Annotated in this window: 27 protein-coding genes; 11 read left to right on the top strand and 16 right to left on the bottom strand. The window is 59.8% G+C overall.

Annotated features, from left to right (window positions below):
* Nucleotides 1-21 precede the first annotated feature (21 nt).
* From paoC to AWU82_RS11180, 4 genes are all read right to left on the bottom strand, one after another.
* The gene (paoC, locus tag AWU82_RS11195) at nucleotides 22-2,220 is read right to left on the bottom strand and encodes an aldehyde oxidoreductase molybdenum-binding subunit PaoC (protein WP_064382343.1); all 2,199 of its coding nucleotides are present in this window, start codon (nucleotides 2,218-2,220) and stop codon (nucleotides 22-24) included.
* Entirely contained in the window at nucleotides 2,217-3,173 is a 957-nt protein-coding gene (locus AWU82_RS11190) for an FAD binding domain-containing protein (RefSeq protein ID WP_064382342.1), read from the bottom strand. The genes paoC and AWU82_RS11190 overlap by 4 nt, the downstream gene beginning before the upstream one ends.
* A complete protein-coding gene (paoA, locus tag AWU82_RS11185; RefSeq protein ID WP_064384127.1) occupies nucleotides 3,170-3,793 on the bottom strand; it encodes an aldehyde dehydrogenase iron-sulfur subunit PaoA in 624 nt (207 codons plus the stop codon). The genes AWU82_RS11190 and paoA overlap by 4 nt, the downstream gene beginning before the upstream one ends.
* 242 nt (nucleotides 3,794-4,035) lie before the next feature.
* The gene (locus AWU82_RS11180) at nucleotides 4,036-5,790 is read right to left on the bottom strand and encodes an L-lactate permease (RefSeq protein ID WP_064382341.1); all 1,755 of its coding nucleotides are present in this window, start codon (nucleotides 5,788-5,790) and stop codon (nucleotides 4,036-4,038) included.
* A gap of 235 nt (nucleotides 5,791-6,025) precedes the next feature.
* On the opposite strand from AWU82_RS11180, the gene AWU82_RS11175 reads away from it, so the two are divergent.
* A complete protein-coding gene (locus tag AWU82_RS11175; RefSeq protein ID WP_064382340.1) occupies nucleotides 6,026-6,232 on the top strand; it encodes a hypothetical protein in 207 nt (68 codons plus the stop codon).
* A gap of 43 nt (nucleotides 6,233-6,275) precedes the next feature.
* Here AWU82_RS11175 and AWU82_RS11170 read toward each other — a convergent pair whose 3' ends face one another.
* Nucleotides 6,276-6,548 (bottom strand): hypothetical protein, encoded by a 273-nt coding sequence (locus AWU82_RS11170; protein ID WP_039770930.1) that lies wholly within the window; start codon nucleotides 6,546-6,548, stop codon nucleotides 6,276-6,278.
* Between the two features lie 223 nt (nucleotides 6,549-6,771).
* Here AWU82_RS11170 and AWU82_RS11165 point away from each other — a divergent pair, with 223 nt between their 5' ends.
* Both AWU82_RS11165 and AWU82_RS11160 read left to right on the top strand, forming a co-directional pair.
* A complete protein-coding gene (locus tag AWU82_RS11165; RefSeq protein WP_064382339.1) occupies nucleotides 6,772-7,851 on the top strand; it encodes a hypothetical protein in 1,080 nt (359 codons plus the stop codon).
* 2 nt (nucleotides 7,852-7,853) lie between these two features.
* Nucleotides 7,854-8,207 carry a DUF1428 domain-containing protein gene (locus AWU82_RS11160; RefSeq protein WP_064382338.1) on the top strand — a complete coding sequence of 118 codons (354 nt, stop codon included), beginning with the start codon at nucleotides 7,854-7,856 and terminating at the stop codon, nucleotides 8,205-8,207.
* A 15-nt stretch (nucleotides 8,208-8,222) separates the two neighbouring features.
* On the opposite strand, the gene AWU82_RS11155 is transcribed toward AWU82_RS11160, so the two are convergent.
* Nucleotides 8,223-8,417, bottom strand: coding sequence for a hypothetical protein (locus tag AWU82_RS11155; RefSeq protein WP_007957125.1), 195 nt, complete (start codon nucleotides 8,415-8,417; stop codon nucleotides 8,223-8,225).
* Nucleotides 8,418-8,524: 107 nt separating this feature from the next.
* Between AWU82_RS11155 and thpR the strand changes: the two genes are divergently transcribed.
* Nucleotides 8,525-9,064 carry an RNA 2',3'-cyclic phosphodiesterase gene (thpR, locus tag AWU82_RS11150; protein WP_064382337.1) on the top strand — a complete coding sequence of 180 codons (540 nt, stop codon included), beginning with the start codon at nucleotides 8,525-8,527 and terminating at the stop codon, nucleotides 9,062-9,064.
* A 267-nt stretch (nucleotides 9,065-9,331) separates the two neighbouring features.
* On the opposite strand, the gene AWU82_RS11145 is transcribed toward thpR, so the two are convergent.
* From AWU82_RS11145 to AWU82_RS11125, 5 genes are all read right to left on the bottom strand, one after another.
* Nucleotides 9,332-10,429, bottom strand: a complete 1,098-nt coding sequence (locus AWU82_RS11145; protein WP_064382336.1) for a polyamine ABC transporter substrate-binding protein — start codon at nucleotides 10,427-10,429, stop codon at nucleotides 9,332-9,334.
* Nucleotides 10,430-10,498: 69 nt separating this feature from the next.
* On the bottom strand, nucleotides 10,499-11,383 hold the full coding sequence (locus AWU82_RS11140; protein WP_011333555.1) for an ABC transporter permease subunit: 885 nt from the start codon (nucleotides 11,381-11,383) through the stop codon (nucleotides 10,499-10,501).
* Complete coding sequence (locus AWU82_RS11135; RefSeq protein ID WP_039770920.1) at nucleotides 11,380-12,294, bottom strand: ABC transporter permease subunit; 915 nt, start codon at nucleotides 12,292-12,294, stop codon at nucleotides 11,380-11,382. Before AWU82_RS11135 ends, AWU82_RS11140 begins: the two co-directional genes overlap by 4 nt.
* Nucleotides 12,291-13,433 carry a polyamine ABC transporter ATP-binding protein gene (locus AWU82_RS11130; protein WP_007957110.1) on the bottom strand — a complete coding sequence of 381 codons (1,143 nt, stop codon included), beginning with the start codon at nucleotides 13,431-13,433 and terminating at the stop codon, nucleotides 12,291-12,293. Before AWU82_RS11130 ends, AWU82_RS11135 begins: the two co-directional genes overlap by 4 nt.
* Before the next feature lie 370 nt (nucleotides 13,434-13,803).
* Entirely contained in the window at nucleotides 13,804-14,565 is a 762-nt protein-coding gene (locus AWU82_RS11125) for a gamma-glutamyl-gamma-aminobutyrate hydrolase family protein (RefSeq protein WP_011333557.1), read from the bottom strand.
* A gap of 282 nt (nucleotides 14,566-14,847) precedes the next feature.
* On the opposite strand from AWU82_RS11125, the gene AWU82_RS11120 reads away from it, so the two are divergent.
* The 4 genes from AWU82_RS11120 (at nucleotide 14,848) to relB (ending at nucleotide 20,342) form a co-directional block, all read left to right on the top strand.
* Nucleotides 14,848-16,224, top strand: a complete 1,377-nt coding sequence (locus AWU82_RS11120) for a glutamine synthetase family protein (protein WP_011333558.1) — start codon at nucleotides 14,848-14,850, stop codon at nucleotides 16,222-16,224.
* Nucleotides 16,225-16,482: 258 nt separating this feature from the next.
* On the top strand, nucleotides 16,483-17,973 hold the full coding sequence (locus AWU82_RS11115; protein ID WP_064382335.1) for an aldehyde dehydrogenase: 1,491 nt from the start codon (nucleotides 16,483-16,485) through the stop codon (nucleotides 17,971-17,973).
* Between the two features lie 53 nt (nucleotides 17,974-18,026).
* Nucleotides 18,027-19,310: an NAD(P)/FAD-dependent oxidoreductase gene (locus tag AWU82_RS11110; protein WP_064382334.1), complete on the top strand. Its 1,284-nt coding sequence runs from the start codon at nucleotides 18,027-18,029 to the stop codon at nucleotides 19,308-19,310.
* A gap of 483 nt (nucleotides 19,311-19,793) precedes the next feature.
* Nucleotides 19,794-20,342 carry a type II toxin-antitoxin system RelB family anti-toxin gene (gene relB / locus AWU82_RS11105; RefSeq protein WP_011333561.1) on the top strand — a complete coding sequence of 183 codons (549 nt, stop codon included), beginning with the start codon at nucleotides 19,794-19,796 and terminating at the stop codon, nucleotides 20,340-20,342.
* 129 nt (nucleotides 20,343-20,471) lie between these two features.
* Here the strand turns inward: relB and AWU82_RS11100 are convergent, their stop codons facing one another.
* Nucleotides 20,472-20,831, bottom strand: coding sequence for a hypothetical protein (locus AWU82_RS11100; protein ID WP_064382333.1), 360 nt, complete (start codon nucleotides 20,829-20,831; stop codon nucleotides 20,472-20,474).
* Nucleotides 20,832-21,217: 386 nt separating this feature from the next.
* On the opposite strand from AWU82_RS11100, the gene AWU82_RS11095 reads away from it, so the two are divergent.
* The gene (locus tag AWU82_RS11095) at nucleotides 21,218-21,631 is read left to right on the top strand and encodes a hypothetical protein (RefSeq protein ID WP_064382332.1); all 414 of its coding nucleotides are present in this window, start codon (nucleotides 21,218-21,220) and stop codon (nucleotides 21,629-21,631) included.
* Nucleotides 21,632-21,700: 69 nt separating this feature from the next.
* On the opposite strand, the gene AWU82_RS11090 is transcribed toward AWU82_RS11095, so the two are convergent.
* The 4 genes from AWU82_RS11090 to AWU82_RS11075 form a co-directional block, all read right to left on the bottom strand.
* Nucleotides 21,701-22,132, bottom strand: a complete 432-nt coding sequence (locus AWU82_RS11090; protein ID WP_064382331.1) for a hypothetical protein — start codon at nucleotides 22,130-22,132, stop codon at nucleotides 21,701-21,703.
* 125 nt (nucleotides 22,133-22,257) lie between these two features.
* Nucleotides 22,258-22,878: a hypothetical protein gene (locus AWU82_RS11085; RefSeq protein ID WP_064382330.1), complete on the bottom strand. Its 621-nt coding sequence runs from the start codon at nucleotides 22,876-22,878 to the stop codon at nucleotides 22,258-22,260.
* 7 nt (nucleotides 22,879-22,885) lie between these two features.
* The gene (locus AWU82_RS11080; RefSeq protein WP_190241580.1) at nucleotides 22,886-23,779 is read right to left on the bottom strand and encodes a glycine zipper family protein; all 894 of its coding nucleotides are present in this window, start codon (nucleotides 23,777-23,779) and stop codon (nucleotides 22,886-22,888) included.
* Nucleotides 23,776-24,306 (bottom strand): PAAR domain-containing protein, encoded by a 531-nt coding sequence (locus tag AWU82_RS11075; RefSeq protein WP_084777015.1) that lies wholly within the window; start codon nucleotides 24,304-24,306, stop codon nucleotides 23,776-23,778. The genes AWU82_RS11080 and AWU82_RS11075 overlap by 4 nt, the downstream gene beginning before the upstream one ends.
* Nucleotides 24,307-24,474: 168 nt before the next feature.
* On the opposite strand from AWU82_RS11075, the gene AWU82_RS11070 reads away from it, so the two are divergent.
* The gene (locus AWU82_RS11070; protein WP_064382328.1) at nucleotides 24,475-24,864 is read left to right on the top strand and encodes a hypothetical protein; all 390 of its coding nucleotides are present in this window, start codon (nucleotides 24,475-24,477) and stop codon (nucleotides 24,862-24,864) included.
* Nucleotides 24,865-24,879: 15 nt separating this feature from the next.
* Nucleotides 24,880-25,302: an HD domain-containing protein gene (locus AWU82_RS11065; protein WP_064382327.1), complete on the top strand. Its 423-nt coding sequence runs from the start codon at nucleotides 24,880-24,882 to the stop codon at nucleotides 25,300-25,302.
* The last annotated feature ends 30 nt before the right edge of the window (nucleotides 25,303-25,332 follow it).

Genomic DNA, 25,332 nt, shown 5'->3' with positions numbered 1-25,332 from the left:
CATGCTGGTGCGCTACCGGTTTCAGATCATCGGCGGCAACGCATCAAGAATCTTGTCCAAGGTAATCGGATACTCCCGCACCCGTGCACCGGTGGCGTTGTAGATCGCATTCGCCACCGCCGCGCTGACCCCGCAAATCCCGAGTTCACCGACCCCCTTGGCTTTCATCGGCGATGAAATCGGGTCGGTTTCATCGAGGAAGATCACCTCCTGATGCGGGATGTCGGCATGCACCGGCACCTCGTAGCCGGCCAGGTCATGGTTGACGAAAAAGCCCTGGCGCTTGTCCACCGCAAGTTCTTCCATCAATGCCGCGCCGACGCCCATGGTCATCGCGCCGATCACTTGGCTGCGGGCTGATTTCGGATTGAGAATCCGCCCGGCGGCGCAGACCGCGAGCATCCGGCGCACGCGGACTTCGCCGGTGGCAGCATCCACCGCGACTTCGACGAAGTGCGCGCCGAAGGTCGATTGCTGGTACTGCTTGGCGAGGTCGGCGAATTCGATGCTGTCCTCGACTTCGATCGCGGCCTGTTGCGCGGCCTCACGTAACGGCACGTTCTTGCTGCCCAATCGCACGTGGCCATCGGCAAACTGCGCTTCACTTCCGTTCATGCCCAGTTTGGCGGTGACCGCTTCGCGCAGCTTCATGCACGCTGCGTAGACCCCGGCGGTCGAGCAGTTGGCGCCGAACTGGCCGCCGGAGCCTGCCGACACCGGGAAGTTTGAATCGCCGAGTCGCACCACCACATCGTCCAGGCTGACCCCCATCATTTCCGCTGCAGTCTGGGCAATGATCGTGTAGCTGCCGGTGCCGATGTCCGTCATGTCGGTTTCCACGGTGATCTTGCCGTCGCGCTCCAGCCTCACTCGCGCGCCGGACTTCACCAGCAGGTTGTTGCGAATCGCTGCCGCGACGCCCATGCCGATCAGCCAGCGACCTTCGCGACGGGTGCCGGGCGTTGCATTGCGTTTATCCCAGCCGAAGCGTTCGGCACCGGTTTGCAGGCATTCGATCAGACGCCGCTGGGAGAACGGCCGCTCGGTTTTCACCGGATCGACCTGGGTGTCGTTGAGGATGCGGAACTGGATCGGATCGAGTTTGAGCTGTTCGGCCATCTCGTCCATGGCGATCTCCAGCGCCATCAGCCCCGGCGTTTCGCCCGGTGCGCGCATGGCGTTGCCTTCCGGCAGGTCCAGCGGCGCAAGACGCATGGTCACCAAACGATTTTCGGCGGCATAGAGCAACTGGCTCGGCTGCGCCGCGACTTCGACCTTGCCGTCGGCGAGGTTGCCCGACCAGCCTTCATGGGCGATGGCGGTGAGTTTGCCGTCCGCTGTCGCTCCCATCCGAATCCGTTGAATGGTGGCGGGTCGGTGGGTGGTGTTGTTGGCGATCTGCGGACGGGCGAGGGCGACCTTCACTGGCCGGTTCGCCAGTCGTGCGCCGAGGGCGGCGAGGATCGCATCGGCACGAATGAACAGCTTGCCGCCGAAACCGCCACCAATGTACGGCGAGATCAACCGCACGTTTTCCTTGGGCAGGCCGAGGGTGGTGGCGATGTCGCCGACGCTCCAGGCGATCATCTGGTTGGAAGTCCAGAGCGTCACGTGATCGCCTTTCCAGGCGGCGAGTGTCGCGTGGGGCTCCATCATCGCGTGGGACTGATCCGGCGTGGTGTAGGTCTGGTCGAACTGCACCGGCGCGGCGGCGAAGGCGCTGGCGAAATCGCCGTGCTTGACGTCCGGCAGATCGTCTTTCGGCTCCACGCCCTGATCGCGCACGCTGGCCAGATCAAACTGGCCTTTGTCTTGCGCGTATTCGACGTTGACCAACTGCGCGGCGGCCCGCGCCTGTTCGAAGGTTTCGGCGACCACCAGCGCCACGGCCTGGTGATAGTGCTGCACTTGCGGCCCGGCCAGCAGGTGCGCGGCGTTGTACTGGCCTTTGCCGAGCTTGCCGGCGTTGGCGGCGGTGACGATGGTCAGCACTCCCGGCGCGGCGCGGGCAGCCTCCAGATCGATGCGGGTGATGCGACCCTTGGCGATGGCCGAACCGACCATCACGCCATAGGCCTGATTCTTCACGGCTTCATGTTGCTCGTAGGCGTAAGGCGCCTGGCCGCTGGTCTTCAACGGGCCTTCGATGCGGTCGGTGGGTTTACCGATGACGTTCAACTGATCAATCGGGTTGGTCGTGGCGGGTGTGTCGAATTTCATGCTTCGTCCCTCGCTTGGGCCAGCACCGAGGCAATCGTGCGCTCGACCAGAGTCACTTTGAACTGGTTGTCCGGGGTCGGCGTGGCGCCGTCGAGCAGGCGCGCACTGACTGCTTTCGCGCCTTGCGGCAGCAGCGCTTCCGCCGCTTCGACTCGCCAGGGTTTCGGCGCGATGCCGCCGACGGCGATGCGGCCGCTTCCATCCTTCTGCAGGATCAGGCCGACGGACACCAGGGCGAAGGCGTATGACGAGCGGTCGCGCACCTTGTGATAGACATGGGTGCCGCCCACCGGGGCGGGCAGGGTGACGGCGGTGATCAGTTCACCGGGCGTCAGACTGGTTTCGACATTCGGCGTGGTGCCGGGCAATTGATGGAAGTCCGCGATGGCGATGCGTCGAGTGCTGCCATCAGCCTTGATCGTTTCGACCTGAGCATCCAGCGCACGCATCGCAATCGCCATGTCACTCGGATGGGTCGCGATGCAGGCGTCGCTGACACCGATGATGCCGAGTTGTCGACTGACCCCGCCAATCGCCGCGCAACCACTGCCGGGATTACGTTTATTGCAGGCCTGATTGGTGTCGTAGAAATACGGGCAGCGCGTGCGCTGGAGCAGATTGCCGGCGGTGGTCGCCATGTTGCGCAACTGGCCCGACGCACCGGCGAGCAAGGCGCGGGACAACAGCGCGTAATCTTTCCGGACGCGGTTGTCGGCGGCCAGATCGGTGTTGCGCACCAGCGCGCCGATGCGCAAGCCGCCGTCGTCGGTAGCTTCGATCTGGTCGAGGCCCAGGTGATTGACGTCTATCAGCTGCTGGGGCGTTTCGATGTCGAGTTTCATCAAGTCCAGCAGATTGGTGCCGCCGGCAATGAAACGTGCGCCTTCGATTTGCGCGGCTTGGGCAGCAGCTGCGGCAGGGGAGTCGGCGCGGCTGTAATTGAATGCTCTCATGCTGGCACCTCCGCGACTTCGCTGATGGCTTCGATGATGTTCGAGTAGGCGCCGCAGCGGCAGATGTTGCCGCTCATGCGTTCCTGCAATTCGCTGGCGACCAGTTGCGGTGCTTCGGTGAGGCTGGCGCTGGCGTGGCTGGGGATGCCGTCCCGGATTTCCTGGAGCACGGCGACCGCCGAACAGATCTGTCCCGGCGTGCAGTAGCCGCACTGGTAACCGTCATGCTTGATGAACGCCGCCTGCATCGGATGCAGATGATCCGGCATGCCGAGGCCTTCGATGGTGGTGACTTTGGCGCCGTCCTGCATCACCGCCAGGGTCAGGCACGAATTGATTCGCCGGCCATCGACGATCACCGTGCAGGCGCCGCACTGGCCGTGGTCGCAGCCCTTTTTGCTGCCGGTCAGGTGCAGGTGTTCGCGCAGGGCGTCGAGCAGGGTGGTGCGAGTATCAACCTCCAGCGCCTGTGGCTTGCCGTTGACTTCGATGGTTACTTTGGCCATGGCCGGTTGCTCCAGGCTGGCCGCGTAGGCCTTGCGGCTGATGAAAGGGGGCATCGCGAACGCGGTTGCGGTCACGGCCCCGAGAATCAGGAAACGACGTCGGGAGATCGCCATTGGCGGATGGTCATTCATTTGCTTGGCTTCCTCTATCAGGTCGGCAGGGTGTGAAAGACCCGCACGGGTACGCTGGCGTGGTTGCCAGTCTCGCTCTGTTCTAGGAGTGACCACGCTGGAGAGGAAAAGGTTTTCTTTGATTTGCGCATGGCCTCATGCGCGCGGTTCATGAATCGACAGAAGGAGCGCGGGTGCCTTGGCTGTGAGTCAGATCACTCTCACAACCGAGGCACCCGCGATTCTCAATGTGCGCCGACCACCATGGACGTAAACGGCGCCACATACGCCTGCAACGTCACCAGGCCGCCGACCAGGATTGCCAGCACGATGGAATGGAAGAACACGTAACGCAGGATTTCCCCTTCATGGCCGTACCAGCGTGTCGCGGTCGAGGCGACCACGATCGACTGCGCGTCGACCATTTTGCCCATCACTCCGCCGGAGCTGTTGGCCGCCGCCATCAGGACCGGGCTGATGCCCAGCTGTTCCGACGTCACCCGTTGCAAGCCGCCAAACAGCACGTTGGACGCGGTATCCGACCCGGTCAGTGCTACGCCAAGCCAGCCGAGCAAGGTGCCGAACATCGGGTAGAAAATCCCCGTGGCAGCGAATGCCAGGCCCATGGTCGCGTCCAGCCCCGAATAGCGGGTCAGGAATCCCAGCGCCAGCATCGCGGCAATTGTGGTCAGCGAGAAGCGCACGACCCACAGTGTGCGAAGGTACTGTTTGATCAGTTGCGGGATCGAGTAGCCCATCAGCAATCCACCGACAATCGCCGCGAGCAGGATGCCGCTGCCGGTGGCAGTGAACCAGGTGAACTTGTACACCGCCTCTTCGGCTTTCGGCGCGGCGACCACCGGCGGGACTTTTTCGATTTGCAGATGCAGGGAGCTGAAAGTCACGGCCGGGGCGAACACCGGATTGGCTTCGCGCAGCGGTTTGCCCTGCGGATCAAGCTTGGCTGATTGGGTAACGGGATCAATCGCCGGACGAGTGTCGAACATGTTCTTGAAACCCTGGGTGCCCCAGGCAAACACGAACACCGTGAGGATGATCCACGGCATCCACGCGCGCATCACTGCCGGGCGCGCCTGATCGCTGAATGCGGCGCTGGCCGTGACCTTTTCTTCGTCGACCTTCGAGTCGTCATGCCGCCCCGACAGCGCGGCCGAGGTGTGAACAGTCGCCGGCTTCCAGACCTTGAGAAACAGGGTCAGGCAGGCCATGGAAATCAGCGCGGCGATCACGTCCACCAGCATCGGCCCGTGGTAGTTCGAAACCAGAAACTGCGGGATGGCGAAACTGACGCCAGCCACCAGAATCGCCGGCCATACTTCCAGCATCTTGCGCCACCCGGCGAATGCCCAGATCAGCCAGAATGGCACCAGCACCGAAAAGAACGGCAACTGCCGTCCCACCATCATCGACAGCTCCATTTCATCCAGCCCTGTGACCTTGGCCAGCGTAATGATCGGCGTGCCCAGGGCGCCGAAAGCCACGGGCGCGGTGTTGGCGATCAGCGCCAGGCCGGACGCTGCCAGTGGCGAAAAACCAAGACCGATCAGAATGGCGCCGGTCACTGCCACCGGGGTACCGAACCCGGCGGCCCCTTCGAAGAAAGCACCGAAACAAAAGGCGATCAGCAGCAATTGCAGGCGCCGGTCGTCGGTGATGCGGGCGAGCGAATCCTGCAACACCTTGAACGAGCCGTTCTCGGTGGTCAGACGATGCAGAAAAATGATGTTGAGCACGATCCAGCCAATCGGCAGCAGCCCGTTGGCCGCCCCGAACAGCGCCGCGGAACCGGCCATGTTGGCGGGCATGCCGAAGGCGAAGATCGAGATCAGCAGCGCCGAGGCCAGCGCCAGCAGTGCGGCCAGATGCGCCTTCACATGAAAGAAGGCCAGCGCCGCCAGCATCACCACCACGGGAACGGCGGCCATGATCGTGGAAATCACCGGATTGCCGAACGGGTCATAGACTTGTTGCCAGACCATGTCGCACCTCTGCTTGTTGTTCTTGAGGGGCAGATCCTTTGCGCGTTGCAAGCAGTATAGGTGGCATTTGGCCGCCGCTCGGGCGAGGCGGGCGAGGCGATCAACGGTCATCGGCGGCCTGTGAATCATCGTCGTTTTCCCCGGTCGTATCAGCGGCAGCGCGCACCGCGCCTCTTTGGTACGGGCAGCGCTGACCGTTTCCGTTGTCAAGACCTTGGTTTTAGGGAAATTCTGAATGATGCGTGCAACAAGCCTGCTGCTGACCGTTTCCGCCGCTGTATTGCTGGGCGGCTGTGTGGCGGATTTCGATGATGACCATCGCCATGGCCGGCATTACGACCGCGATCATGGCCGTTACTACGATCATGACCGGCGCTGGGACGACCGCGATGACGACCGCCGCGACGGGCGTCGTTATCACCGCGACCGGGATGATGACTGATTGAAACGAAGAGGGCGTTCCCTTGCGGGAACGCCCTTTGGCATTAAAAGTGAGCGCTCGCCCGGACGCTGGATCGCGCAGGCACTGAGGCCTCGATGTCCAGCAAATGGGTGGCGAGAATGTCGCTCAGAAAACGGAACTGATCGTTGAGGCCCACCACTTCATTGCTGAAATGATTGCTCGCGGCGGGCATCAACAGGTCTTCGAAGGCTTCGTCGAACACCAGCGCCTGTGTCTTGCGCGACACGGCGTGCTGATCGTAGTAGTTGCTGCCGAAGACCGGGAAACTCACGGCGAGGGTGACGGTATTGATCATGATGTGAACTCCTCGTGCTGTGTGTTTCGGATGGGCTAATCGTGCCTTTGGCGAGCAACATGCGGAAGGCAATCGTCGCGATGGTGAATATCGACGCCATTGATGGTTGGACCGGCGCGGCCCAGACCAGCGGATAAACGGCGCACCCCACGCACCTATACTCATTTCATCTTCCCCGCATTCTTCAGGTCTCCTGCCCGAAGAACAGATAAGGACCGCCACCGTGAACCTGCGTGCGCTGCTCGTCGCCGCACTGGTGTTGCTGGCCGGCTGCGCAACCACGGCGCGGGCCCCGGTAAGCGCGCCGGCGGTGGTGGTCTCGCCGGCGACCTGGCAGCAGATCAACCGGGAAATCGTCAACGCCTCGAAGCAGGCCACCGAGCAGGTCAAGCTGTTCGCCCGTGGCTCGATGGAACATTGGCGCACTCGCGTCTATCAGCAAACTGAAGAAAATTTCATCCCGTGGTTCAGCAGCTACTGGACCCAGGAATGGCTGTCGATGAAGGTCAGCTGGTACACGATCAGTGCCAGCGGCGAGCAGGACGCTTCGGCCAAGCGCCTGGCGGATTACCTGCTGGAGCAATATCAGGAACGGGTGCTGGCGCCGGTGGCGGTGGAGATCGACCCGGACGCGATTCTCGGCCAGTCCACCGCGTTCTACGCGCAACTGATGGCGCAGCAGATGCCGGTCATCGCCCAGCGCCACGGCGTGCCCATCGCCCAGCTCAACGGGCGGTTGCAGAAAATCCCCGCCATCGCCCTTGGCCCGCCGCCGGCCCGCGATGCCTCGCTGTATCAGGTTGTCAGCACTGAGCCGTTGAACACGCTGCCGGCCTACGCGGCGCTGATCGACAAGATCCACACCGACGGCGGCTCCAAAGGCGTGACCTCGACTGAGTCGGCCATGGCGCCGGTGGCCAAGCGCGCCAGTCAGCGCATGGAGGCGGAAATGGCCCCGCGCGGCGCTGCCAGCGCAGTGGCGGCAGCGGCAGGCAAACTGGCCGGGGCGCTGATTTCGGTCGGGGTGGCAGGCATCCGCGCAATCATTCAGGCCAACGACCGCCCGGACAGCGAAGCGCTGATCCGCAGCAGCCTGGGCAACACCTTCGACAAGGCCTGGCTGAAACTGCTGCAAAACCCGACCACCGGCGTGATGGCCGGCACGCTGCACATGGCGGCGCAGGTCGAGGGCAATCTGGGCGGGCGAGATGAACCGTCGGTCGGGCTGGGCGTCAACCGTGTCGAATGGCGGCCGCCCGAGTCGACTACTCAGCAGATCGAACCCACCCTGCAAGGAGAATGATCATGGCTTACATCGATGTGTTCGTGGCGCCCGTGCCGAACGCCAACCGCGAACAGTACAAAAAGCACTGCGAAATCGCCGCCAAGCTCTTCAAGGAATACGGCGCGCTGGAGGTGATTCAGGGCTGGGGCGATGACGTGCCGGACGGCAAGGTCACGTCATTCCCGATGGCCGTAAAACTCAAGGAGGGCGAAACCGTATCGGCCGGTTGGCTGGTCTGGCCGGACAAGGCCACCCGCGACACCGGCATGGCGAAAATGATGGAGGACCCGCGCATGCAGCCGGACGTCAATCCGATGCCGTTTGATGGGCAGCGGATGATCTTCGGTGGCTTTAAGGACATTCTCGGGCCTTGATGCAGCGCTGCCGGGTTACTCCGCCGACGGGGTGATCCGGCAGCCTTTGCGGTTGCGGATCTGCTCGTCCGTCGGCCGCTCGCGCACGAATTCGAAACGCGGCTCACCTTCGCTGTAATGCACCAGCCAGCCCCATTCCAGTTCGCTTTCATCCTGCCCGGGATTCGGCGGTCGGGCCCACCAGGGTTCTTTGCTGAGGATCTCGCGCATGACGTCCTCCGGTTGATGGCAATCGTTGAACTATAAACCCCATGCCGAGAGTCGCCAGAAACGGGCGTGTAGAATCCAGGGATCTCGACGAACGAAGGAGCGGGGTCATGACGGACGAAACGCGCGGGGATCAACCGTTCAAGCGGCTGTTTTTCGCCCTGGACTGCCCGCCGGCGCAGCGCAAGGCGATTGCCCAGTGGCGCAGCGAGCTGGGTTTGCGTACCGGCAAACCGGTGCCGGCCGACAACTTTCACCTGACGTTGCTGTTTCTCGGCGCGGTGCCGTTGGCGCAGATTGGCGAAGTCTGTGAGGCGGCGGCGAAGGTGCGCATACCGGGCGAGGCGCTGAGGATTTCGCTGGATCGGTTGCAGGTCTGGCGACGTGCCGGGGTGTTGTCGCTGGCACCGGAGCAGGCGCCGCAGGCATTGCTGCGACTGGTGTATGCACTGGAGCAGGCGATGTTGCCGTTCGGGTTTGAAGAGGCAACGCGGGAGTACCGTCCGCACCTGACGCTGGCCCGGGACTATCGCGCGCCGGAACCGGAATCCGCCACGCCGCCGGAATTCTTCCTGCGGGCCGAACGCTTCGCGCTTTTCGAATCCCACAAGGGCCGCTACCGCGCGCTGGCCGATTGGCCACTGATCTGAGCCACAAAAAAAGGCGCCCGAGGGCGCCTGAATTCACCTGAACCGAGGAGAGCCAGGTGAGGCCGTTCAGAGCAGGGGGCAGCGGTGGTAAGGCGCTGCATGAACGGAAATCGATACTGATCGCTGACTGTCTGATCGTTCCCACGTCGAGGCGTCGAACCGTCCGCGTGGGAATGCCTCAATGGACGCTCTGCGTCCGCTTTGGGACGCGGAGCGTCCCGGGCTGCATTCCCACGCAGAGCGTGGGAACGATCATCGGTGGTGCCATTACTTGCCGAGTTTCACGCGGGTCCAGCCCCGGGTCATGATCCGTTGCGTGGCAATCGGCTGATCCGGCACCGCATACAGCGTGGCCATCACCGCTTGCGGCGGGTATGAGCCGGGGTCGTTGCGGATCGCTTCGTCCACCAGCGGCGTCGCCGCCGCGTTGGCGTTGCTGTAGCCGTTGCTGTTGGTGATCTCGGCGATGATGTCCGGACGCATCAGGAAGTCCATGAACAGGTACGCGTTCTCGACGTTCGCTGCATCGCGCGGGATGGCGACCATGTCGTAGAAGCTGCCGGCACCTTCCTTGGGAATGCTGTAGTCGATCACGACGTTGTTGCCCGATTCCACCGCGCGGGCCTTGGCCTGCAATACATCACCGGAGTAACCGACCGCCACGCAGATGTTGCCGTTGGCCAGATCGGAGATGTACTTGGACGAATGGAAATACGCCACCGACGGCCGGATCTTCATGAACAGCGCTTCGGCTTCGGCGATGTGCTTCACGTCCTTGTCGTTCACCGGATAGCCCAGGTAGTGCAGGGCGGCCGGGAGCATTTCGGTCGGCGAGTCGAGGAAGCTGATACCACAGGCTTTCAGCTTCTCGGCGTTCTCCGGTTTGAACAGCAGGTCCCAGGAATTGGTCGGCGCATTCTTGCCGAGCACTTCCTTGACCTTGTCCGGGTTGAAGCCGATGCCGATCGAGCCCCACATGTACGGGAACGCGTGGGCGTTGTCTGGATCACTGGCGGAGGCGTTTTTCAGCAGCACCGGGTTGAGGTTTTTCCAGTTTGGCAGCTTCGATTTGTCCAGGGTCTGATAGACCCCGGCCTTGATCTGCTTGGCCAGGAAACTGTTGGACGGCACCACGATGTCGTAGCCGGATTTACCCGCGAGCAAACGCGCTTCGAGGGTTTCATTGCTGTCGAACACGTCGTAGGTCACGCGGATGCCGGTCTCGTCCTCGAACTTCTTGACGGTGTCCGGGGCGATGTAATCCGACCAGTTGTAAACGCGCAGCACCTTGTCGTTGGCCTGGGCGCCTGTGGCGATTGCGCCCAATAAGGACAGTGTCAGCAGAGTCCTGCCAAACATTTTCATCGGTGAAACTCCATTCTTTTTATTCAAAAGCTTTTAAGCCAAAGCGCAAAGCCGTAAAACGCGACGGCCCTAGGCCGTCGCTGCCACTCGTTGAGGTTGCGGTTGCTGCCACGATTCGTTGGCGGTCTGATCCATCGCTTCCTGAATCGCCCGCTTGCGGTTGGCTTCTGCCTTGCGGCCGAAGTACCAGACCAGGAAGGTCACCAGCGACACCGCCAGCAGAATCAGGCTGGCCACGGCGTTGATCTCGGGCTTCACGCCCAGACGCACGGCCGAGAAGACTTCCATCGGCAGGGTGGTGGAACCCGGCCCCGAAACGAAGCTCGCCAGCACCAGATCGTCCAGCGACAGGGCGAACGACATCATGCCGCCCGCTGCCAGCGACGGCGCGATCATCGGGATGGTGATCAGGAAAAACACCTTGAACGGTTTCGCGCCCAGATCCATCGCCGCTTCTTCGATCGACAGGTCCAGCTCGCGCAGACGCGCCGACACCACCACCGCCACATACGCCGCACAAAACGTGGTGTGGGCGATCCAGATGGTGACGATGCCACGCTCCTGCGGCCAGCCGATCAGTTGCGCCATCGCCACGAACAGCAGCAACAGCGACAGCCCGGTAATCACCTCAGGCATCACCAGCGGCGCGGTCACCAGACCACCGAACAGCGTACGACCCTTGAAGCGGGTTACGCGGGTCAGCACGAACGCGGCGAGGGTGCCCAACGCTACGGCGGCAATCGCGGTGTAGCAGGCGATTTCCAGCGAGCGCACCACCGAGCCCATCAGTTGGGTGTTGTCGAGCAGGCCGACGTACCACTTCACCGACCAGCCGCCCCAGACCGTTACCAGTTTCGAGGCGTTGAACGAGTAGATCACCAGAATCAGCATCGGCAGATAGATGAACATCAGGCCGAAGATCAGCATGAACTTTGAAAATCCGAAGCGTTTCATCCCCGTGCCTCCATCTCTTTGGCCTGGCTGCGGTTGAACAGCAGAATCGGCACAATCAGGATCAACAGCATCACCACCGCCAGAGCAGACGCCACCGGCCAGTCGCGGTTATTGAAGAACTCTTGCCACAGCACGCGACCGATCATCAGGGTCTCCGGGCCGCCCAGCAGTTCCGGAATCACGAACTCGCCCACCACTGGAATGAACACCAGCATGCAGCCGGCGATGATGCCGTTCTTGGCCAGCGGCACGGTGATTTTCCAGAAGTTGTTGAAGTTGCTCGAACCCAGATCCTGCGCGGCTTCCAACAGGCTGCCGTCGTGCTTCACCAGGTTGGCATAGAGCGGCAGCACCATGAATGGCAGGTAGGCATACACGACCCCAATGTAGACCGCCGTGTTGGTGTTGAGGATCTCGATCGGGTGATCGGTGAGCCCGGTCCACATCAAAAATGCGTTAAGCAGACCGTTGTTGCTGAGGATGCCCATCCACGCGTAAACGCGGATCAGGATCGCGGTCCAGGTCGGCATCATGATCAACAGCAGCAGGACGTTTTGCGTTTCCTTGCCGGTCTTGGTGATCGCGTAGGCCATCGGGAAACCGATCACCAGGCACATCAGCGTACTGAGCAGCGCCACCTTCAACGACCCGAGGTAGGCCGACAGGTACAGCTCGTCTTCGCCGAGCAGGGTGTAGTTGCCGATGTTCAGGAATAGCTGGAATTTCTGTTCGGCGTAGGTGTAGATCTCCGAGTACGGCGGGATCGACAGCGCGGCTTCCGAGAAGCTGATCTTCATCACCAGAAAAAACGGCAGCATGAAGAACAGGAACAGCCAGATGAACGGGATGCCGATGACGAACTTTCGCCCGCTGGGCACCAGGCGCAGGAATTGCTGATTGAAGGTTCTCATGAGCGCAGTACCACGCCGCTGTCGTCTTCCCACCAGACGTAGACCTTGTCGTCCCAGGTCGGCCGCGCGCCACGGCGTTCGGCGTTGGCCATGAACGACTGGACGATCTTGCCGCTCGGCAACTCGACGTAGAACACCGAGTGGCCGCCGAGGTAGGCGATGTCATGCACCTTGCCTTCGGACCAGTTGTAGCGGGTCTCGGGCTTGATCGTGCTGACCAGCATTTTTTCCGGGCGGATCGCGTAGGTGATCGACTTGTCCTGCACCGAAGTGCTGACGCCATGACCGACGTAGATCTTTTGCTGCAAGTCCGGGCTGTGAATGATCGCGTGACCTTCAAGATCCTCGACCACGGTGCCGTCGAAGGCGTTCACGTTGCCGATGAATTCGCAGACCATGCGGCTGACCGGTGCTTCATAAATGTCGACCGGGCTGCCGATCTGGGCGATCCAGCCCAGGTGCATGATCGCGATGCGTTCGGCCATGGTCATGGCCTCTTCCTGGTCGTGGGTCACCATCACGCAGGTCACGCCGACGCGCTCGATGATTTCCACCAGTTCCAGCTGCATTTGCGAACGCAGCTTTTTATCCAGCGCGCCCATCGGTTCGTCGAGCAGCAACAGTTTCGGCCGCTTGGCCAGGGAGCGGGCGAGGGCCACGCGCTGACGCTGACCGCCGGACAGTTGATGCGGGCGGCGCTTGGCGTATTGGGTCATGTGCACCAGACGCAGCATTTCTTCGACGCGAGCGTCGATTTCGCTGGCCGGCAAACGGTCCTGCTTGAGGCCGAAGGCGATGTTCTGCGCCACGGTCATGTGCGGGAACAGGGCGTAGGACTGGAACATCATGTTGATCGGCCGCTCGTACGGCGGCATGTCGGTGATGTCGACACCGTCGAGCAGAATGCGTCCTTCAGTCGGCCGTTCGAAACCGGCGAGCATGCGCAGCAGGGTTGATTTGCCCGAGCCGGAGCCGCCGAGCAGGGCGAAGATTTCGCCCTGATGGATCTCCAGGGACACATCGTCCACCGCCGTGGTTTCGTCGAACTTCTTGGTGACTCGATCGACTTTCACCAGAACCTTTTTCGGTTGCTGATGACCTTCAAGAGCCTTCCTGTAAGTGCTGGAGGCGTTTGCCATGTGAAACTCCCAACAGGTTTCAGTCGCCGGGCCAACGCGGCCTGGCTTAAGAGTGGATTGCAGACTTGCAAGAGCATTTCCTGTCGGATCGCATCCCCTGTGGGAGCGGGCTTGCCCGCGATGGCGGCGGGTCAGTCACCTCGATGTCGAAAGTGACGGCCTCATCGCTGGCAAGCCAGCTCCCACAGGGTTTTGCATTGATCCGATTGGTATTGCGCTTGCCGATCCGGCTTGGTCGGCGCCGCCGTCCTGGCTGCCTGGGTAGTACTTGTTGTTATTACGGTTTGTTGTTTTCACGGATGATGGGTGCGCACACGCGCAGCCGCCGACCCCGTGGGGGCAGTAAACAGTGATGAAATTCTGGGTTGTGTCAGCGCTGGTTGCGTCGCGCCGCACGCTGGCGGCAAGCCTCGCCGAATGCCTGGAAAATCCGCAGGTAGTTCGGGTTGTCCAGCACTTGCCATTCCGGGTGCCATTGCACGCCGAGGGCGAAGGTCGGGCTGTGCTCCACCGAGACCGCCTCGATCAGGCCGTCCGGAGCCACGGCTTCGGCGCGCAGGCCGGGAGCGAGGCGGTCGATGCCCTGACTGTGAATCGAGTTGACCTGGAATTCACTCGGCAGCTCCAGCGCTTCGAACACGCCACCGGGCAGCACCGTCACGGCATGGGCCGGGGCGTATTGCACGGCGACATCCGGGCTGTCGGCTTCGCGGTGATCGAGCATGCCCGGCAGCTCATGCACCTTCTGGTGCAGGCTGCCGCCGAACGCCACGTTCATTTCCTGGAAGCCGCGGCAGATGCCGAGTACCGGAACGCCCGCCGCGATGGCTGCACGCAATAAAGGAAGGGTAGTGGCATCCCGCGCCGGATCGTGATCCGTGCCGGGAGCGCTGTCCGGGCCCTGATAGTGGAAGGGTTCCACGTTGGACGGCGAGCCGGTCAGCAACAGACCGTCGAGCTGACCCAGCAGGTCTTCGATTTCAGTCAGTTGGCCAAGGGAAGGAATGACGACGGGCAACCCCAGCGCCGCAACGCTGACAGCGCGAACGTACTTGTCGCCGCTGATGTGATAGGGGTGCAGGCCAATCTGTTTGACGCACGCAGTAACGCCGATCAATGGCTTGAATGCCATTTTTATTCACCTCGAAGTTTGACACTTGAACGAGCTTTTCCGGAGCTTAGCCTCGTTGATTTTAATTAACAACTCCCATGTAAAAAATTCTAAACGCCGCTCATCAAATCTTCTTGAATCGCGGGCCTCTGGCGCCTGCGTTGGCACGAGAGTGTTAAAAAAAGCCCTAAAAATAAACGCTGAGCGGCCCTGTGTTCGCTATTGACTTCACTTTGCCGTTCGGGTTGACTGGCTCGGCGAAACAGCAGTGAACATAATAATTAACAGCTAAATAGGTGCATCATGTCGGTCCCTCTGCGTGCCGTTCAACTCAACGAAGCAAACGCATTCCTTAAGAAACATCCTGAGGTTTTGTACGTCGACCTTCTGATTGCAGACATGAACGGTGTGGTGCGCGGCAAGCGCATCGAGCGCACCAGTCTTCACAAGGTTTACGAGAAAGGCATCAACCTGCCGGCCTCGCTCTTTGCCCTCGACATCAACGGCTCCACGGTGGAAAGCACCGGCCTGGGCCTGGACATCGGCGACGCCGACCGCATCTGCTACCCGATTCCGGGCACCCTGAGCATCGAGCCCTGGCAGAAGCGCCCGACCGCGCAACTGCTGATGACCATGCACGAACTGGAAGGCGAGCCGTTCTTTGCCGACCCGCGTGAAGTGCTGGCCAACGTGGTCCGCAAGTTCGACGCATTGGGCCTGACCATTTGCGCCGCGTTCGAACTCGAGTTCTACCTGATCGACCAGGACAACGTGAACGGCCGTCCGCAATCGCCGCGTTCGCCAGTCTCCGGCAAGCGTCCGGTGTCGACCCAGGTTTATCTGATTGACGATCTCGACGAATACGTCGACTGCCTGCAAGACATCCTTGAAGGCGCGAAAGAGCAGGGCATTCCTGCTGATGCCATCGTCAAGGAAAGCGCCCCGGCGCAGTTCGAAGTCAACCTGCACCACGTCTCCGACCCGATCAAGGCGTGCGACTACGCCGTCCTGCTCAAGCGTCTGGTGAAGAACATCGCCTACGACCACGAGATGGACACCACCTTCATGGCCAAGCCGTATCCGGGCCAGGCGGGCAACGGTCTGCACGTGCACATTTCGATCCTGGACAAAGAAGGCAACAACATCTTCGCCAGCGAGGATCCCGAGCAGAACGCCGCGCTACGCCACGCGATCGGCGGTGTGCTGGAGACCCTGCCTGCGCAAATGGCTTTCCTGTGCCCGAACGTCAACTCGTACCGCCGCTTCGGCGCACAGTTCTACGTACCGAACTCGCCGAGCTGGGGCATCGACAACCGCACCGTGGCCGTCCGTGTACCGACCGGTTCACCGGACGCCGTGCGCATCGAGCACCGTGTCGCCGGTGCCGACGCCAACCCGTACCTGCTGATGGCTTCCGTGCTGGCCGGTATTCACCACGGCCTGACCAACGAAATCGAGCCGGGCGCCCCGGTCGAAGGCAACAGCTACGAGCAGAACGAACAGAGCCTGCCGAACAACCTGCGCGACGCCCTGCGTGAGCTGGACGATAGCGAAGTCATGGCCCGCTACATCGACCCGATGTACATCGACGTGTTCGTCGCGTGCAAGGAAAGCGAGCTGGCCGAGTTCGAAAACTCGATCTCTGACCTTGAGTACAACTGGTATCTGCATACGGTTTGAGGCCCTCAAAAGCCAAGAGCCCCTCACCCTAACCCTCTCCCATAGGGAGAGGGGACTGATCCGGGGATGCTTTGGAAATCCGCCGACCTGAACGATTTTTACCGAATCCATATTCGACTCGGTCGTTCATGTCGGTGCATCTCCCGAGGCACTTCGGTCGGTCCCCTCTCCCCCCGGGAGAGGGCTAGGGTGAGGGCAGCCATCTCAAGTCGAACACACACCAGACACCCCCAAATTCCCCCGCGTCGAGCCACCACCATGACAACGACCCGCAACGACTGGGAACAACGCTTCCAGTCCCTGACCCTCGAATCCCGCGCCTTCATCAATGGCGAATACCGCCCGGCCATCAGCGGCGAAACCTTCGAATGCCTGAGCCCCGTCGACGGCCGTTTCCTGGCCTCCGTGGCCAGCACCGATGAAGCCGACGCCAACCTCGCCGTTGAAGCTGCGCGCCAATCCTTCAACTCCGGCGTGTGGGCCAACAAGGCCCCGGCCGAGCGCAAGCGCATCCTGATTCGCTTCGCCGATCTGATCCTGCAACACCAGGAAGAACTGGCGCTGCTCGAAACCCTCGACATGGGCAAACCGATCAGCGACTCGATGAGCATCGACATCCCGGCGACCGCCAACGCGATCCACTGGAGCGCCGAAGCGATCGACAAGATCTACGACGAAGTCGCCGCCACCCCGCACGATCAACTCGGTCTGGTGACTCGCGAGCCATCAGGCGTGGTTGCTGCCATCGTGCCGTGGAACTTCCCGCTGATCATGGCCAGCTGGAAATTCGCTCCGGCACTGGCGGCGGGTAACTCGTTCATCCTCAAACCTTCGGAAAAATCCCCGCTGACCGCGATCCGCATCGCGCAACTGGCGCTGGATGCCGGCATTCCGAAAGGCGTGTTCAACGTCCTGCCAGGCTTCGGCCACACCGTCGGCAAGGCGCTGGCGCTGCACATGGACGTCGACGTGCTGGCCTTCACCGGCTCCACGGCGATTGCCAAACAACTGATGATTTATGCCGGCCAAAGCAACATGAAACGCGTCTGGCTCGAAGCAGGGGGCAAGAGCCCGAACGTGGTGTTTGCCGACGCACCGGACTTGCGCGCGGCAGCACAAGCGGCGGCCGGCGCCATTGCGTTCAACCAGGGCGAAGTCTGCACCGCCGGCTCCCGCCTGCTGGTGGAGCGTTCGATCCGCGAGCAATTCATCCCGCTGCTGGTCGAAGCGCTGCAAGCGTGGAAACCGGGTCACGCCCTGGATCCGGCGACCACCGTCGGCGCCGTGGTCGATCAGCGTCAACTGGACAACGTGCTGCGCTACATCAGCATCGGCCGCGAGCAGGGCGCCGAAGTGATCGCCGGCGGCCGACGCACCCTCGAGGAAACCGGCGGCACCTACATCGAGCCGACGATTTTCGACGGCGTGACCAACGCCATGACCATCGCCAAGGAAGAAATCTTCGGCCCGGTGCTGTCGCTGATCACCTTCGACACCGTTGAAGAAGCGCTGCACATCGCCAACGACAGCATCTTCGGCCTCGCCGCCGGGGTCTGGACCAGCAATCTGAGCAAGGCCCACACCTTCGCCCGTGGCCTGCGCGCCGGCAGCGTGTGGGTCAACCAGTACGACGGCGGCGACATGACCGCGCCGTTCGGTGGCTTCAAACAGTCGGGCAACGGTCGCGACAAATCGCTGCACGCGTTCGACAAGTACACCGAGCTGAAAGCGACCTGGATCAAGCTCTAATTCTATTTACAACGGTGGACGCCGGTTTTTCCGGCGTCCCTCGGAGAACAATAATGAAACAACAACACGTCAACAGTTATTACGCCGCCACCCGCAACGAAGTCATCGACTTCCCGACGCTTGAAGAGTCGGTGGAGTGCGATGTCTGCATCATTGGCGCCGGCTACACCGGGCTGTCCTCGGCACTGTTCCTGACCGAAGCTGGCTACAAGGTGACGGTGCTGGAAGCGGCGAAAGTCGGCTACGGCGCCAGCGGTCGCAACGGTGGCCAACTGGTCAACTCCTACAGCCGCGACGTCGACGTGATCGAAGAGCGCTACGGCGACAAGACCGCCGAAATCCTCGGCAGCATGATCTTCGAAGGCGCCGACATCATCCGTTCGCGCATCAAGGAATACGACATCAAGTGCGACTACCGTCCGGGCGGTATCTTCGCAGCGATGAACAACAAGCAGCTCAAGGGCCTCGCCGAACAAAAGCGGAGCTGGGAACGTTACGGCAATAAAAACCTGAAGATGCTCGACGCTGCGGACATCCGCCGCGAAGTCGGCTCCGACGCCTACGTCGGCGGTCTGCTGGACATGCAGGGCGGCCACATCCACCCGCTGAACCTGGCCCTCGGTGAAGCCGCCGCCATCGTGCGTCTGGGCGGCAAGATCTACGAACAGTCCGCTGCGGTGGAAATCAAATACGGCGAGCCCAACGTCGTGCGCACCGCCAAAGGCCAGGTCCGCGCCAAGTACCTGCTGATCGCCGGCAACGCCTACCTGCCGCAAGGCCTCGACAACCGCGTGACGGCCAAGAGCATGCCGTGCGGTTCGCAGATCTGCGTCACCGAACCGCTGACCGAGAAGCAGGCCCGCAGCCTGATCACCAACAACTACTGCGTCGAAGACTGCAACTACCTGCTCGACTACTACCGTCTGACCGCCGACAACCGACTGCTCTACGGCGGCGGCGTGGTCTACGGCGCCCGTGAACCGGACGACATCGAAACCCTGATCCGCCCGAAGATCCTCAAGACCTTCCCGCAGCTCAAGGACGTGAAAATCGACTACCGCTGGACCGGCAACTTCCTGCTGACCATGTCACGCATGCCGCAATTCGGCCGCATCGAAAAAAACGCCTACTACATGCAGGGCTACAGCGGCCACGGCGTCACCTGCTCGCACCTGGCCGGCAAACTGATCTCGGAAATGATCCGCGGCGACGCCGAACGTTTCGACGCCTTCGCCTCCCTGCCACACATGCCGATGATCGGCGGCCGTACCTTCTCCGCGCCGCTGACCGCCCTCGGCGCCGTGTATTACTCGCTGCGTGACCGTTTCGGCATCTGATTAACCTCCCCGGCGGTGGCCCCGCACAGGCGCCGCCGGTTTTTTTACCTGACAAGCCGCACCACAAACCCTGTGGGAGCTGGTTTGCCAGCGATGAGGCTGGCACGAGCACCATGAAACCCACTGAAACACCACAGCTCCAACTGTGGGAGCTTGCCTGCAAGCGATGAGGCCAGCACAAACACCACAAACCCTGTGGGAGCGAGCTTGCTCGCGAAAGCGGTCTATCAGCAAAAAGGATGTTGAAAGTGCCGCCCAATCGCTGGCAAGCCAGCTCCCACAGGTTTTGCTTTTACTTCGCAATTACCCTCAGCAGGCTCTTTTCACCCACCGTCCATCGAACCTGCTGAGCAACGCCAACAAACGTGATTTAATAGCCGCCTTTCACGGTTCCGGGACACGGGAGCAACGTGATCCGCGCGCCTTGCGCGGCACCCGCCACCCACCCCCATCGCCCTTAAGTCGTTCTCACATAAGGCTGTCATGGATACGGGTTCTCGACTCAAACTAGTACGCGAAAGCTACAAACTCTCCCAGCGCGAGCTGGCCCGGCGTAGCGGCGTGACCAATGCCACCATCTCCCTGATCGAACAGAATCGCGTCAGTCCTTCCGTCAGCTCATTGAAAAAGCTGCTCGAAGGCATCCCGATGTCCCTGGCCGACTTCTTCACCTTCGACCAGCCCCCCCGCGAACACCAATACGTCTTCCGCGCCAACGAACAACCCGACCTCGGCCGCCACGGCCTGCGCCTGCTGCTGATCGGCGCCTCGGTCCCCAGCCGCCAGATGCGCTTGCTGCGCGAGCAATACGCACCGGGCGCGAGTTCCGGGGAAGAGCCGATTGTTCACGCGGAAGGTGAGGAGTGTGGGTTGGTGACGCGCGGCACCGTGGAGTTGACGGTGGATGGGCAGGTGAGCGTGTTGAGTGCGGGGGATGGGTATTACTTCCCTACGACGCTGCCGCACAAGTTCCGGAATATCGGGGCGGATGAGGCGGAGATTATTAGTGCGAATACGCCGGCTAACTTCTGATGCTGCGATGCGATGCGACGTAGTCTTTATTGGTTTCTAATTAAATGAAGCAACCATGCCTTGTATAACAAAGCATGGTTGTCTGGGTTTCAAAGGCATCAGATCAGCGCTGGCCTATGTTTGGTCATGCTACTGGCCGTATTGCAACTCCGCCATGGTGGGTGCTTTAGGTTGTGTGTTTGGCTCTCGATAAAATCCGCCCGTTTGGCCGCCGTTTAGTATAGCGGTCCATGTTTGGAAGGATGGCTTACCGTTGACGTGATCCGCTGCCAATTCCCAGTTTCCGACCGAGGTCGTTACGTTGAGCACGGTCTCGTCCCGACCATCGGAAAAAAAGTGATAGCTACCACTGACTTTTTCCCATTTGTTGGTCTGATTGTTGTGGAAGTAGCCTTTAAATGTGCCCATTGACTCATCCTGACTTTCGATCACCAGGCGATAGATGTTTCCGTCCCCGCCGTCGTAGTTACCTCTAATGTCGTTTGCCATTTTCCTTACCCTCTGTCAGCCGGTTAGGAGATGCAATCATCCCCAGTTCCTGGAGAGTAGGCGGATGGCTTTGTTGAGGAACCTGTTAGAAGTTACAGTTTTTTATACTGATTAGTTATTGATCCTGTATTTTGGCGCTTTCCACGCTATGAGTGCATAGCGAATTTCGTGCATTTGTTGATCGCTATGGAACATCAAATTTTTGAACAAGCTCGCTCACCACGAGCAGTCATTTCCTACGCGGTTTTCAGATCCCGAAATTCATCACATATTCCTGCCCCGGAACTTTCCTCAAAAACGATGTCAATTTGATGGCGTGTCGCGACGCTCATTTGAACGAATCACCCAGTACCAGGCTGTTTCCTGGCAAGCCAAGGAAGTGTGAGATGAAACTGATTCTTGCGATGTTGTTGCTGTTCAGCGGTTATGTTTCCGCCAGTTGCTCCAGCATCAGTGATCACGACAAACGCAGTTACTGCCAGGCCAGGGAGGAAGGCAGCAGTTGTTCTTCCATCGGCGACCACGATTTGCGTGCGGCCTGCGAAGCGGAGAAAGGCAGTTCGTGCTCAAGCATTGGCGACCATGACCAGCGCGCTTATTGCGAAGCAAAAAAGGGCAGCAGTTGTTCCTCCATCGGCGATCACGACCTGCGCGCGGCCTGTGAAGCGGAGAAAGGCAGTTCATGTTCAAGCATCGGTGATCATGACCAGCGGGCGTTTTGTGAAGCGAAGAAGGGCACTAGTTGTTCGTCAATTGGCGATCATGATCTGCGCAGTCAGTGTGAAGCCATGAAACGCTGAATCCACCCGCCATTTAGAAACAAAAGGGACACCCATCGGTGTCCCTTTTTCATGCGCGCTTAAACGCCGCTATTTCGCCTTCCAATGCCCACCCCCGTTCTCACAATCAATCCGCGCCTGCGCCAGATGCCCCACATCGTAGTAATAGGTGATCACTTGCGCGCTGTCCGGAATGTTCAGGGCCTTGGCGTTTTTGTCCTTACTGGTGGAGTGCGGGTTGGCCAGGGATTCCTGGGTGAGGGTGGCGATACACGAGGCCTGATAGTGGTCGGCGCAGTGTTCGACCTTGGTTTTGCTGCTGTTGAGCATGTCCTTGCTTTCGTTGCTGCATGACCAGTCGATGGCGTTGACCGGCATGCCTTCGTATTCGTAGCAGCTGTGCGTCTCGACGGCGGGCACCGAGGGGCTGGAGGAGCGGGTCTTGACGTCGCAGCCCTCGGCCATGACGCAGGTGGGGATGACGCTGAAAGTGACGATCAGGAGCAACAGTCGGATGTTCATCGCGGAACTCTCCCATGGCCCCGTGTTTGATCGTGAGCGGGGCGCTTATGGTTTCGAGGTTGGCTCGTCTCGGAAGGTTCCATCAACCATTCCGGTGAGAGTACGCGAAGATGCTCCTGTTCAACTTATTCGGTGTCGTACATTGACTCTAACCTTTCGATCCATTCATCAGTCGCGCGAAACCTCGAATAATAAGATTGCTTTTCAACGTTACTCAATTGAGTGAAAAAACTGAAAAAGTAGTTGTTGTCGTAATATTCTTGAGCACCTTGCATGCTGCCTCCCCACCAAGAAGGCTCGTAGCCCTCAAAAGCAAACCATGGCGGAGGAATCGCGAATTTTTTGCGGTTAAGCATCGTTAGAAAATCAAGGCTGTTCGTTATCAAACGAATCGTGACGGAGTTGAATTCTCTAGAGGATGCGAAGAATATCAGTCGGTCTCCGCTCAATGCGCTTTCGTATTCAAATACCGGAAGATCATTGAAGGTTCGTTCAGTATTTTTTCTGAAGTGAGACTCAACGAGTGATTCGAATTCAACTAAATCTTTAGGCTCGATAAGGAACTGCGAAAAAAATGCGCAGATATCAGCGCTTTCCAATGAAGTAGTGGGAGGCTGAGCGGGTAGGTTGGTATGAGCTAAAGGCCGAGAGAATAAGCTTTTAAGCTCCTGCTTGCTGTACCCGGCAATTTGCTCTTGTGTAGGTTCTGGCTTCAGCAGTGCCATTATTTTTTTGATAAAGCTCATGCTACTCTCACTCTTGCATATATTCAGTTAGCCAAGTAGCACCTAAATAACCGGCAGTGCCAAATATAATGCCCCCGACTGCACCGCTGACAACTGCGCCAGGGCCTGTTTCGATTCCCACTGTTGCTCCGACCACCACGCCAATCCTGGCGCCAGCTATCGCCGCACCCCAGCCACCAGCCTGTTTGACAACCTCAACGGATATAGGCTTGATGCTGTTTTGTTTAATTGACTCTTCAGTCGCGACCTTCAGATCGTATGCAGTGAATGCAATCCCGAACACCCGCACCACTCTCGCGCCTTTTATAAAGGCGTTTGTGACTTTGTGGGAGGTAGGTGTGAAAATCGCCTTCGCTGGGACTTTATCTGCTTGAACTAAAACTTCTTTGTCGATGTTCTTTACCCAGCCAGCAATTTCATCGATTTTTGCTACGTTTTTTGGTGCGTGTCTTTTGTAGTCTTCGAGGGCTTTTAGAATTTCATCAGTGGATACTAGCTTTGCGCCTGCTGCTTTAGCTTTTTCAATATCAATGTAGACAGTTTTTCCTTCGAATCTTGGTGAGCCATTCGGGAATTCAGAACTCGTGGAAATATAGCCCGAAGGGTATTTTCTACTGCTGTAAACATGTTGGGCAACTGTAGCGCCAGAATTAGGTGCAACAGAGCGCATTCCATATTTTTCCGGCCAGATTTCATTTTTGATTTGAAGTTCGGAAAGATTTTTTGCGATCAGGTGAGGGTTGTCGGGCGAAGAATAAATTTTTCTGACTAGAAATCCATCTTTGCCGATTTCATCTACAACAACAAATAAATGAATATTGGCCGGCATTAAGTAGCCGGGTACGTTGCTAACGGAGTTTGCCTGCTTGTTTGTTGGCACTTTGCAAGAGAACTCCGTCATACGTCCTCCCATTTTTCAAGCGCGGCTACACCGGTTGTCACTTCAAGAGTTTCTTGCTTGCTAGTTGCGATGCGAGGTGTATGCCCAGATTCATCAGAGAAGCCTGTATAAACTCTGCCTGCTTCGTCTTTGATGTGGTACGGCACATTGGCGAGAGGCTGGCCGTCACTCCCGACGATGCAAAACTTTTCGTCGAACTTCATGGCCCAGAGAGGCATGGCTGACGGGGGGACGAATTCTGCCGGTGTGTGCGAATTTCCGATAATTACAGTTGAGGAGCCAGCGATTACCTTATTGCCGTGGCCTCCGACACTTCCCACGGTCGCGGCAGGCAAGCCGTTGATGAGCACGGTGGAAGCTACGTCTCCCACGATGGGGCTGCCACATGCGCTCTTATCGTTCTGGCGGGCTGCAGGTAACCCATCAAAAAAAACGTCGGATGAGCCGGCGGCGATTGGATTTACTCCATGCCCAGGTAGCGGGCAGGAGGTTGGATCAGTAACTCGGGCAGCGGGTTTTCCTGACATGGTGAACATCCTTGTAAATACGCTGTTTTGGAAATGTTACACAAAAGAGGGTGGTTTGAACCATCTCACTTGTCTCCCCCCGGCTCATCGCCAAAGGTTCCCCCCATCAGCACCACGTCGTAGACTGCGAAACAAGTTGTAACGCCTCTCCCACGGACGGAACCGCGCATGATTCAGATCGGCAGCCGCAACAACGCCCCCACGTCGCAGCACAAAACCCAGGACATCTACATCTTCAGCATCGACCTGTCCCGCCCGGCGACGCCGTTCTGTTTCGAGCAATCGATCGGCGGCGGGCATGTCGAGCAGGGTGGTGCGCGGTGGTTGGCGCTGGATGAGCTGGATGGCTGGCCCGGTGAATGGCGGGAGCATTTGAAGAAGGCCGGTTGTGCCTGGGTGGTCGAGTTGCTGGATGCTCATCCGAGGGAGAGTCAGGCTGATCTGGTCTCTCTGATCCTCCAGCGCTATGCCGAGCCGGCGCAGCCAACTGGGCGTTTGCAGGCGATCGGGCGCTGGTTCAAGCGCCACTTCTATATTGGCGGCCGGTACGGCGTCTGACCCGAGGAAACCCCCATGACTCAGACACTGGAACGCGCCATCGCGATTGCCGCCACGGCCCACGCGGGGCAGGTGGACAAGGGCGGTGCGCCGTATATTTTGCATCCGCTGAAGGTCATGTTGCGCATGAGCAGCCTGGAAGAGCGCATCGTCGCGGTGTTGCACGATGTGGTCGAGGACTGCGGCATCAGCCTGGAGGATTTGCGCAAGGAAGGCTTCAGCGAAGCCGTTTTGTCCGCCATCGAATCGGTGACCAAAGTGCCCGGCGAATCCTACGAGGACTTCGTCGAGCGCGCGGCGCAAAACCCTATCGGGCGGGTGGTGAAACTGGCGGATCTGGAAGAAAACAGCGACCTATCGCGGATTGCCTCGCCGAGTTGGGAGGATCTGGAGCGGATCGAAAAATATCGGCGGGCGATTGGACGGCTGCGCGCCTGACCTAACTGAAAAGCACCTTGAATAGCCAGG

Origin of the sequence: Pseudomonas glycinae, assembly GCF_001594225.2 — a bacterium.
Classification (GTDB): domain Bacteria; phylum Pseudomonadota; class Gammaproteobacteria; order Pseudomonadales; family Pseudomonadaceae; genus Aquipseudomonas; species Aquipseudomonas glycinae.
The sequence above is the reverse complement of the archived record's forward strand: the minus strand, read 5'-3'. Positions and strand labels throughout refer to the sequence as shown.

Bases quoted from the DNA above. Each gene is read 5' to 3' on its own strand.
- AWU82_RS11075 (WP_084777015.1), bottom strand. From the start codon at position 24,306: ATGTCAGGAAAACCCGCTGCCCGAGTTACTGATCCAACCTCCTGCCCG.
- AWU82_RS11070 (WP_064382328.1), top strand. From the start codon at position 24,475: ATGATTCAGATCGGCAGCCGCAACAACGCCCCCACGTCGCAGCACAAA.
- AWU82_RS11190 (WP_064382342.1), bottom strand. From the start codon at position 3,173: ATGAGAGCATTCAATTACAGCCGCGCCGACTCCCCTGCCGCAGCTGCT.
- AWU82_RS11130 (WP_007957110.1), bottom strand. From the start codon at position 13,433: ATGGCAAACGCCTCCAGCACTTACAGGAAGGCTCTTGAAGGTCATCAG.
- AWU82_RS11155 (WP_007957125.1), bottom strand. From the start codon at position 8,417: ATGCGCGAGATCCTCAGCAAAGAACCCTGGTGGGCCCGACCGCCGAAT.
- AWU82_RS11175 (WP_064382340.1), top strand. From the start codon at position 6,026: ATGATGCGTGCAACAAGCCTGCTGCTGACCGTTTCCGCCGCTGTATTG.
- AWU82_RS11085 (WP_064382330.1), bottom strand. From the start codon at position 22,878: ATGAGCTTTATCAAAAAAATAATGGCACTGCTGAAGCCAGAACCTACA.
- AWU82_RS11115 (WP_064382335.1), top strand. From the start codon at position 16,483: ATGACAACGACCCGCAACGACTGGGAACAACGCTTCCAGTCCCTGACC.
- AWU82_RS11100 (WP_064382333.1), bottom strand. From the start codon at position 20,831: ATGGCAAACGACATTAGAGGTAACTACGACGGCGGGGACGGAAACATC.
- AWU82_RS11135 (WP_039770920.1), bottom strand. From the start codon at position 12,294: ATGAGAACCTTCAATCAGCAATTCCTGCGCCTGGTGCCCAGCGGGCGA.
- AWU82_RS11090 (WP_064382331.1), bottom strand. From the start codon at position 22,132: ATGAACATCCGACTGTTGCTCCTGATCGTCACTTTCAGCGTCATCCCC.
- AWU82_RS11170 (WP_039770930.1), bottom strand. From the start codon at position 6,548: ATGATCAATACCGTCACCCTCGCCGTGAGTTTCCCGGTCTTCGGCAGC.
- AWU82_RS11110 (WP_064382334.1), top strand. From the start codon at position 18,027: ATGAAACAACAACACGTCAACAGTTATTACGCCGCCACCCGCAACGAA.
- AWU82_RS11145 (WP_064382336.1), bottom strand. From the start codon at position 10,429: ATGAAAATGTTTGGCAGGACTCTGCTGACACTGTCCTTATTGGGCGCA.
- AWU82_RS11065 (WP_064382327.1), top strand. From the start codon at position 24,880: ATGACTCAGACACTGGAACGCGCCATCGCGATTGCCGCCACGGCCCAC.
- thpR (WP_064382337.1), top strand. From the start codon at position 8,525: ATGACGGACGAAACGCGCGGGGATCAACCGTTCAAGCGGCTGTTTTTC.
- AWU82_RS11180 (WP_064382341.1), bottom strand. From the start codon at position 5,790: ATGGTCTGGCAACAAGTCTATGACCCGTTCGGCAATCCGGTGATTTCC.
- AWU82_RS11160 (WP_064382338.1), top strand. From the start codon at position 7,854: ATGGCTTACATCGATGTGTTCGTGGCGCCCGTGCCGAACGCCAACCGC.
- AWU82_RS11095 (WP_064382332.1), top strand. From the start codon at position 21,218: ATGAAACTGATTCTTGCGATGTTGTTGCTGTTCAGCGGTTATGTTTCC.
- AWU82_RS11140 (WP_011333555.1), bottom strand. From the start codon at position 11,383: ATGAAACGCTTCGGATTTTCAAAGTTCATGCTGATCTTCGGCCTGATG.
- paoA (WP_064384127.1), bottom strand. From the start codon at position 3,793: ATGGCGATCTCCCGACGTCGTTTCCTGATTCTCGGGGCCGTGACCGCA.
- paoC (WP_064382343.1), bottom strand. From the start codon at position 2,220: ATGAAATTCGACACACCCGCCACGACCAACCCGATTGATCAGTTGAAC.
- relB (WP_011333561.1), top strand. From the start codon at position 19,794: ATGGATACGGGTTCTCGACTCAAACTAGTACGCGAAAGCTACAAACTC.
- AWU82_RS11120 (WP_011333558.1), top strand. From the start codon at position 14,848: ATGTCGGTCCCTCTGCGTGCCGTTCAACTCAACGAAGCAAACGCATTC.
- AWU82_RS11080 (WP_190241580.1), bottom strand. From the start codon at position 23,779: ATGACGGAGTTCTCTTGCAAAGTGCCAACAAACAAGCAGGCAAACTCC.
- AWU82_RS11125 (WP_011333557.1), bottom strand. From the start codon at position 14,565: ATGGCATTCAAGCCATTGATCGGCGTTACTGCGTGCGTCAAACAGATT.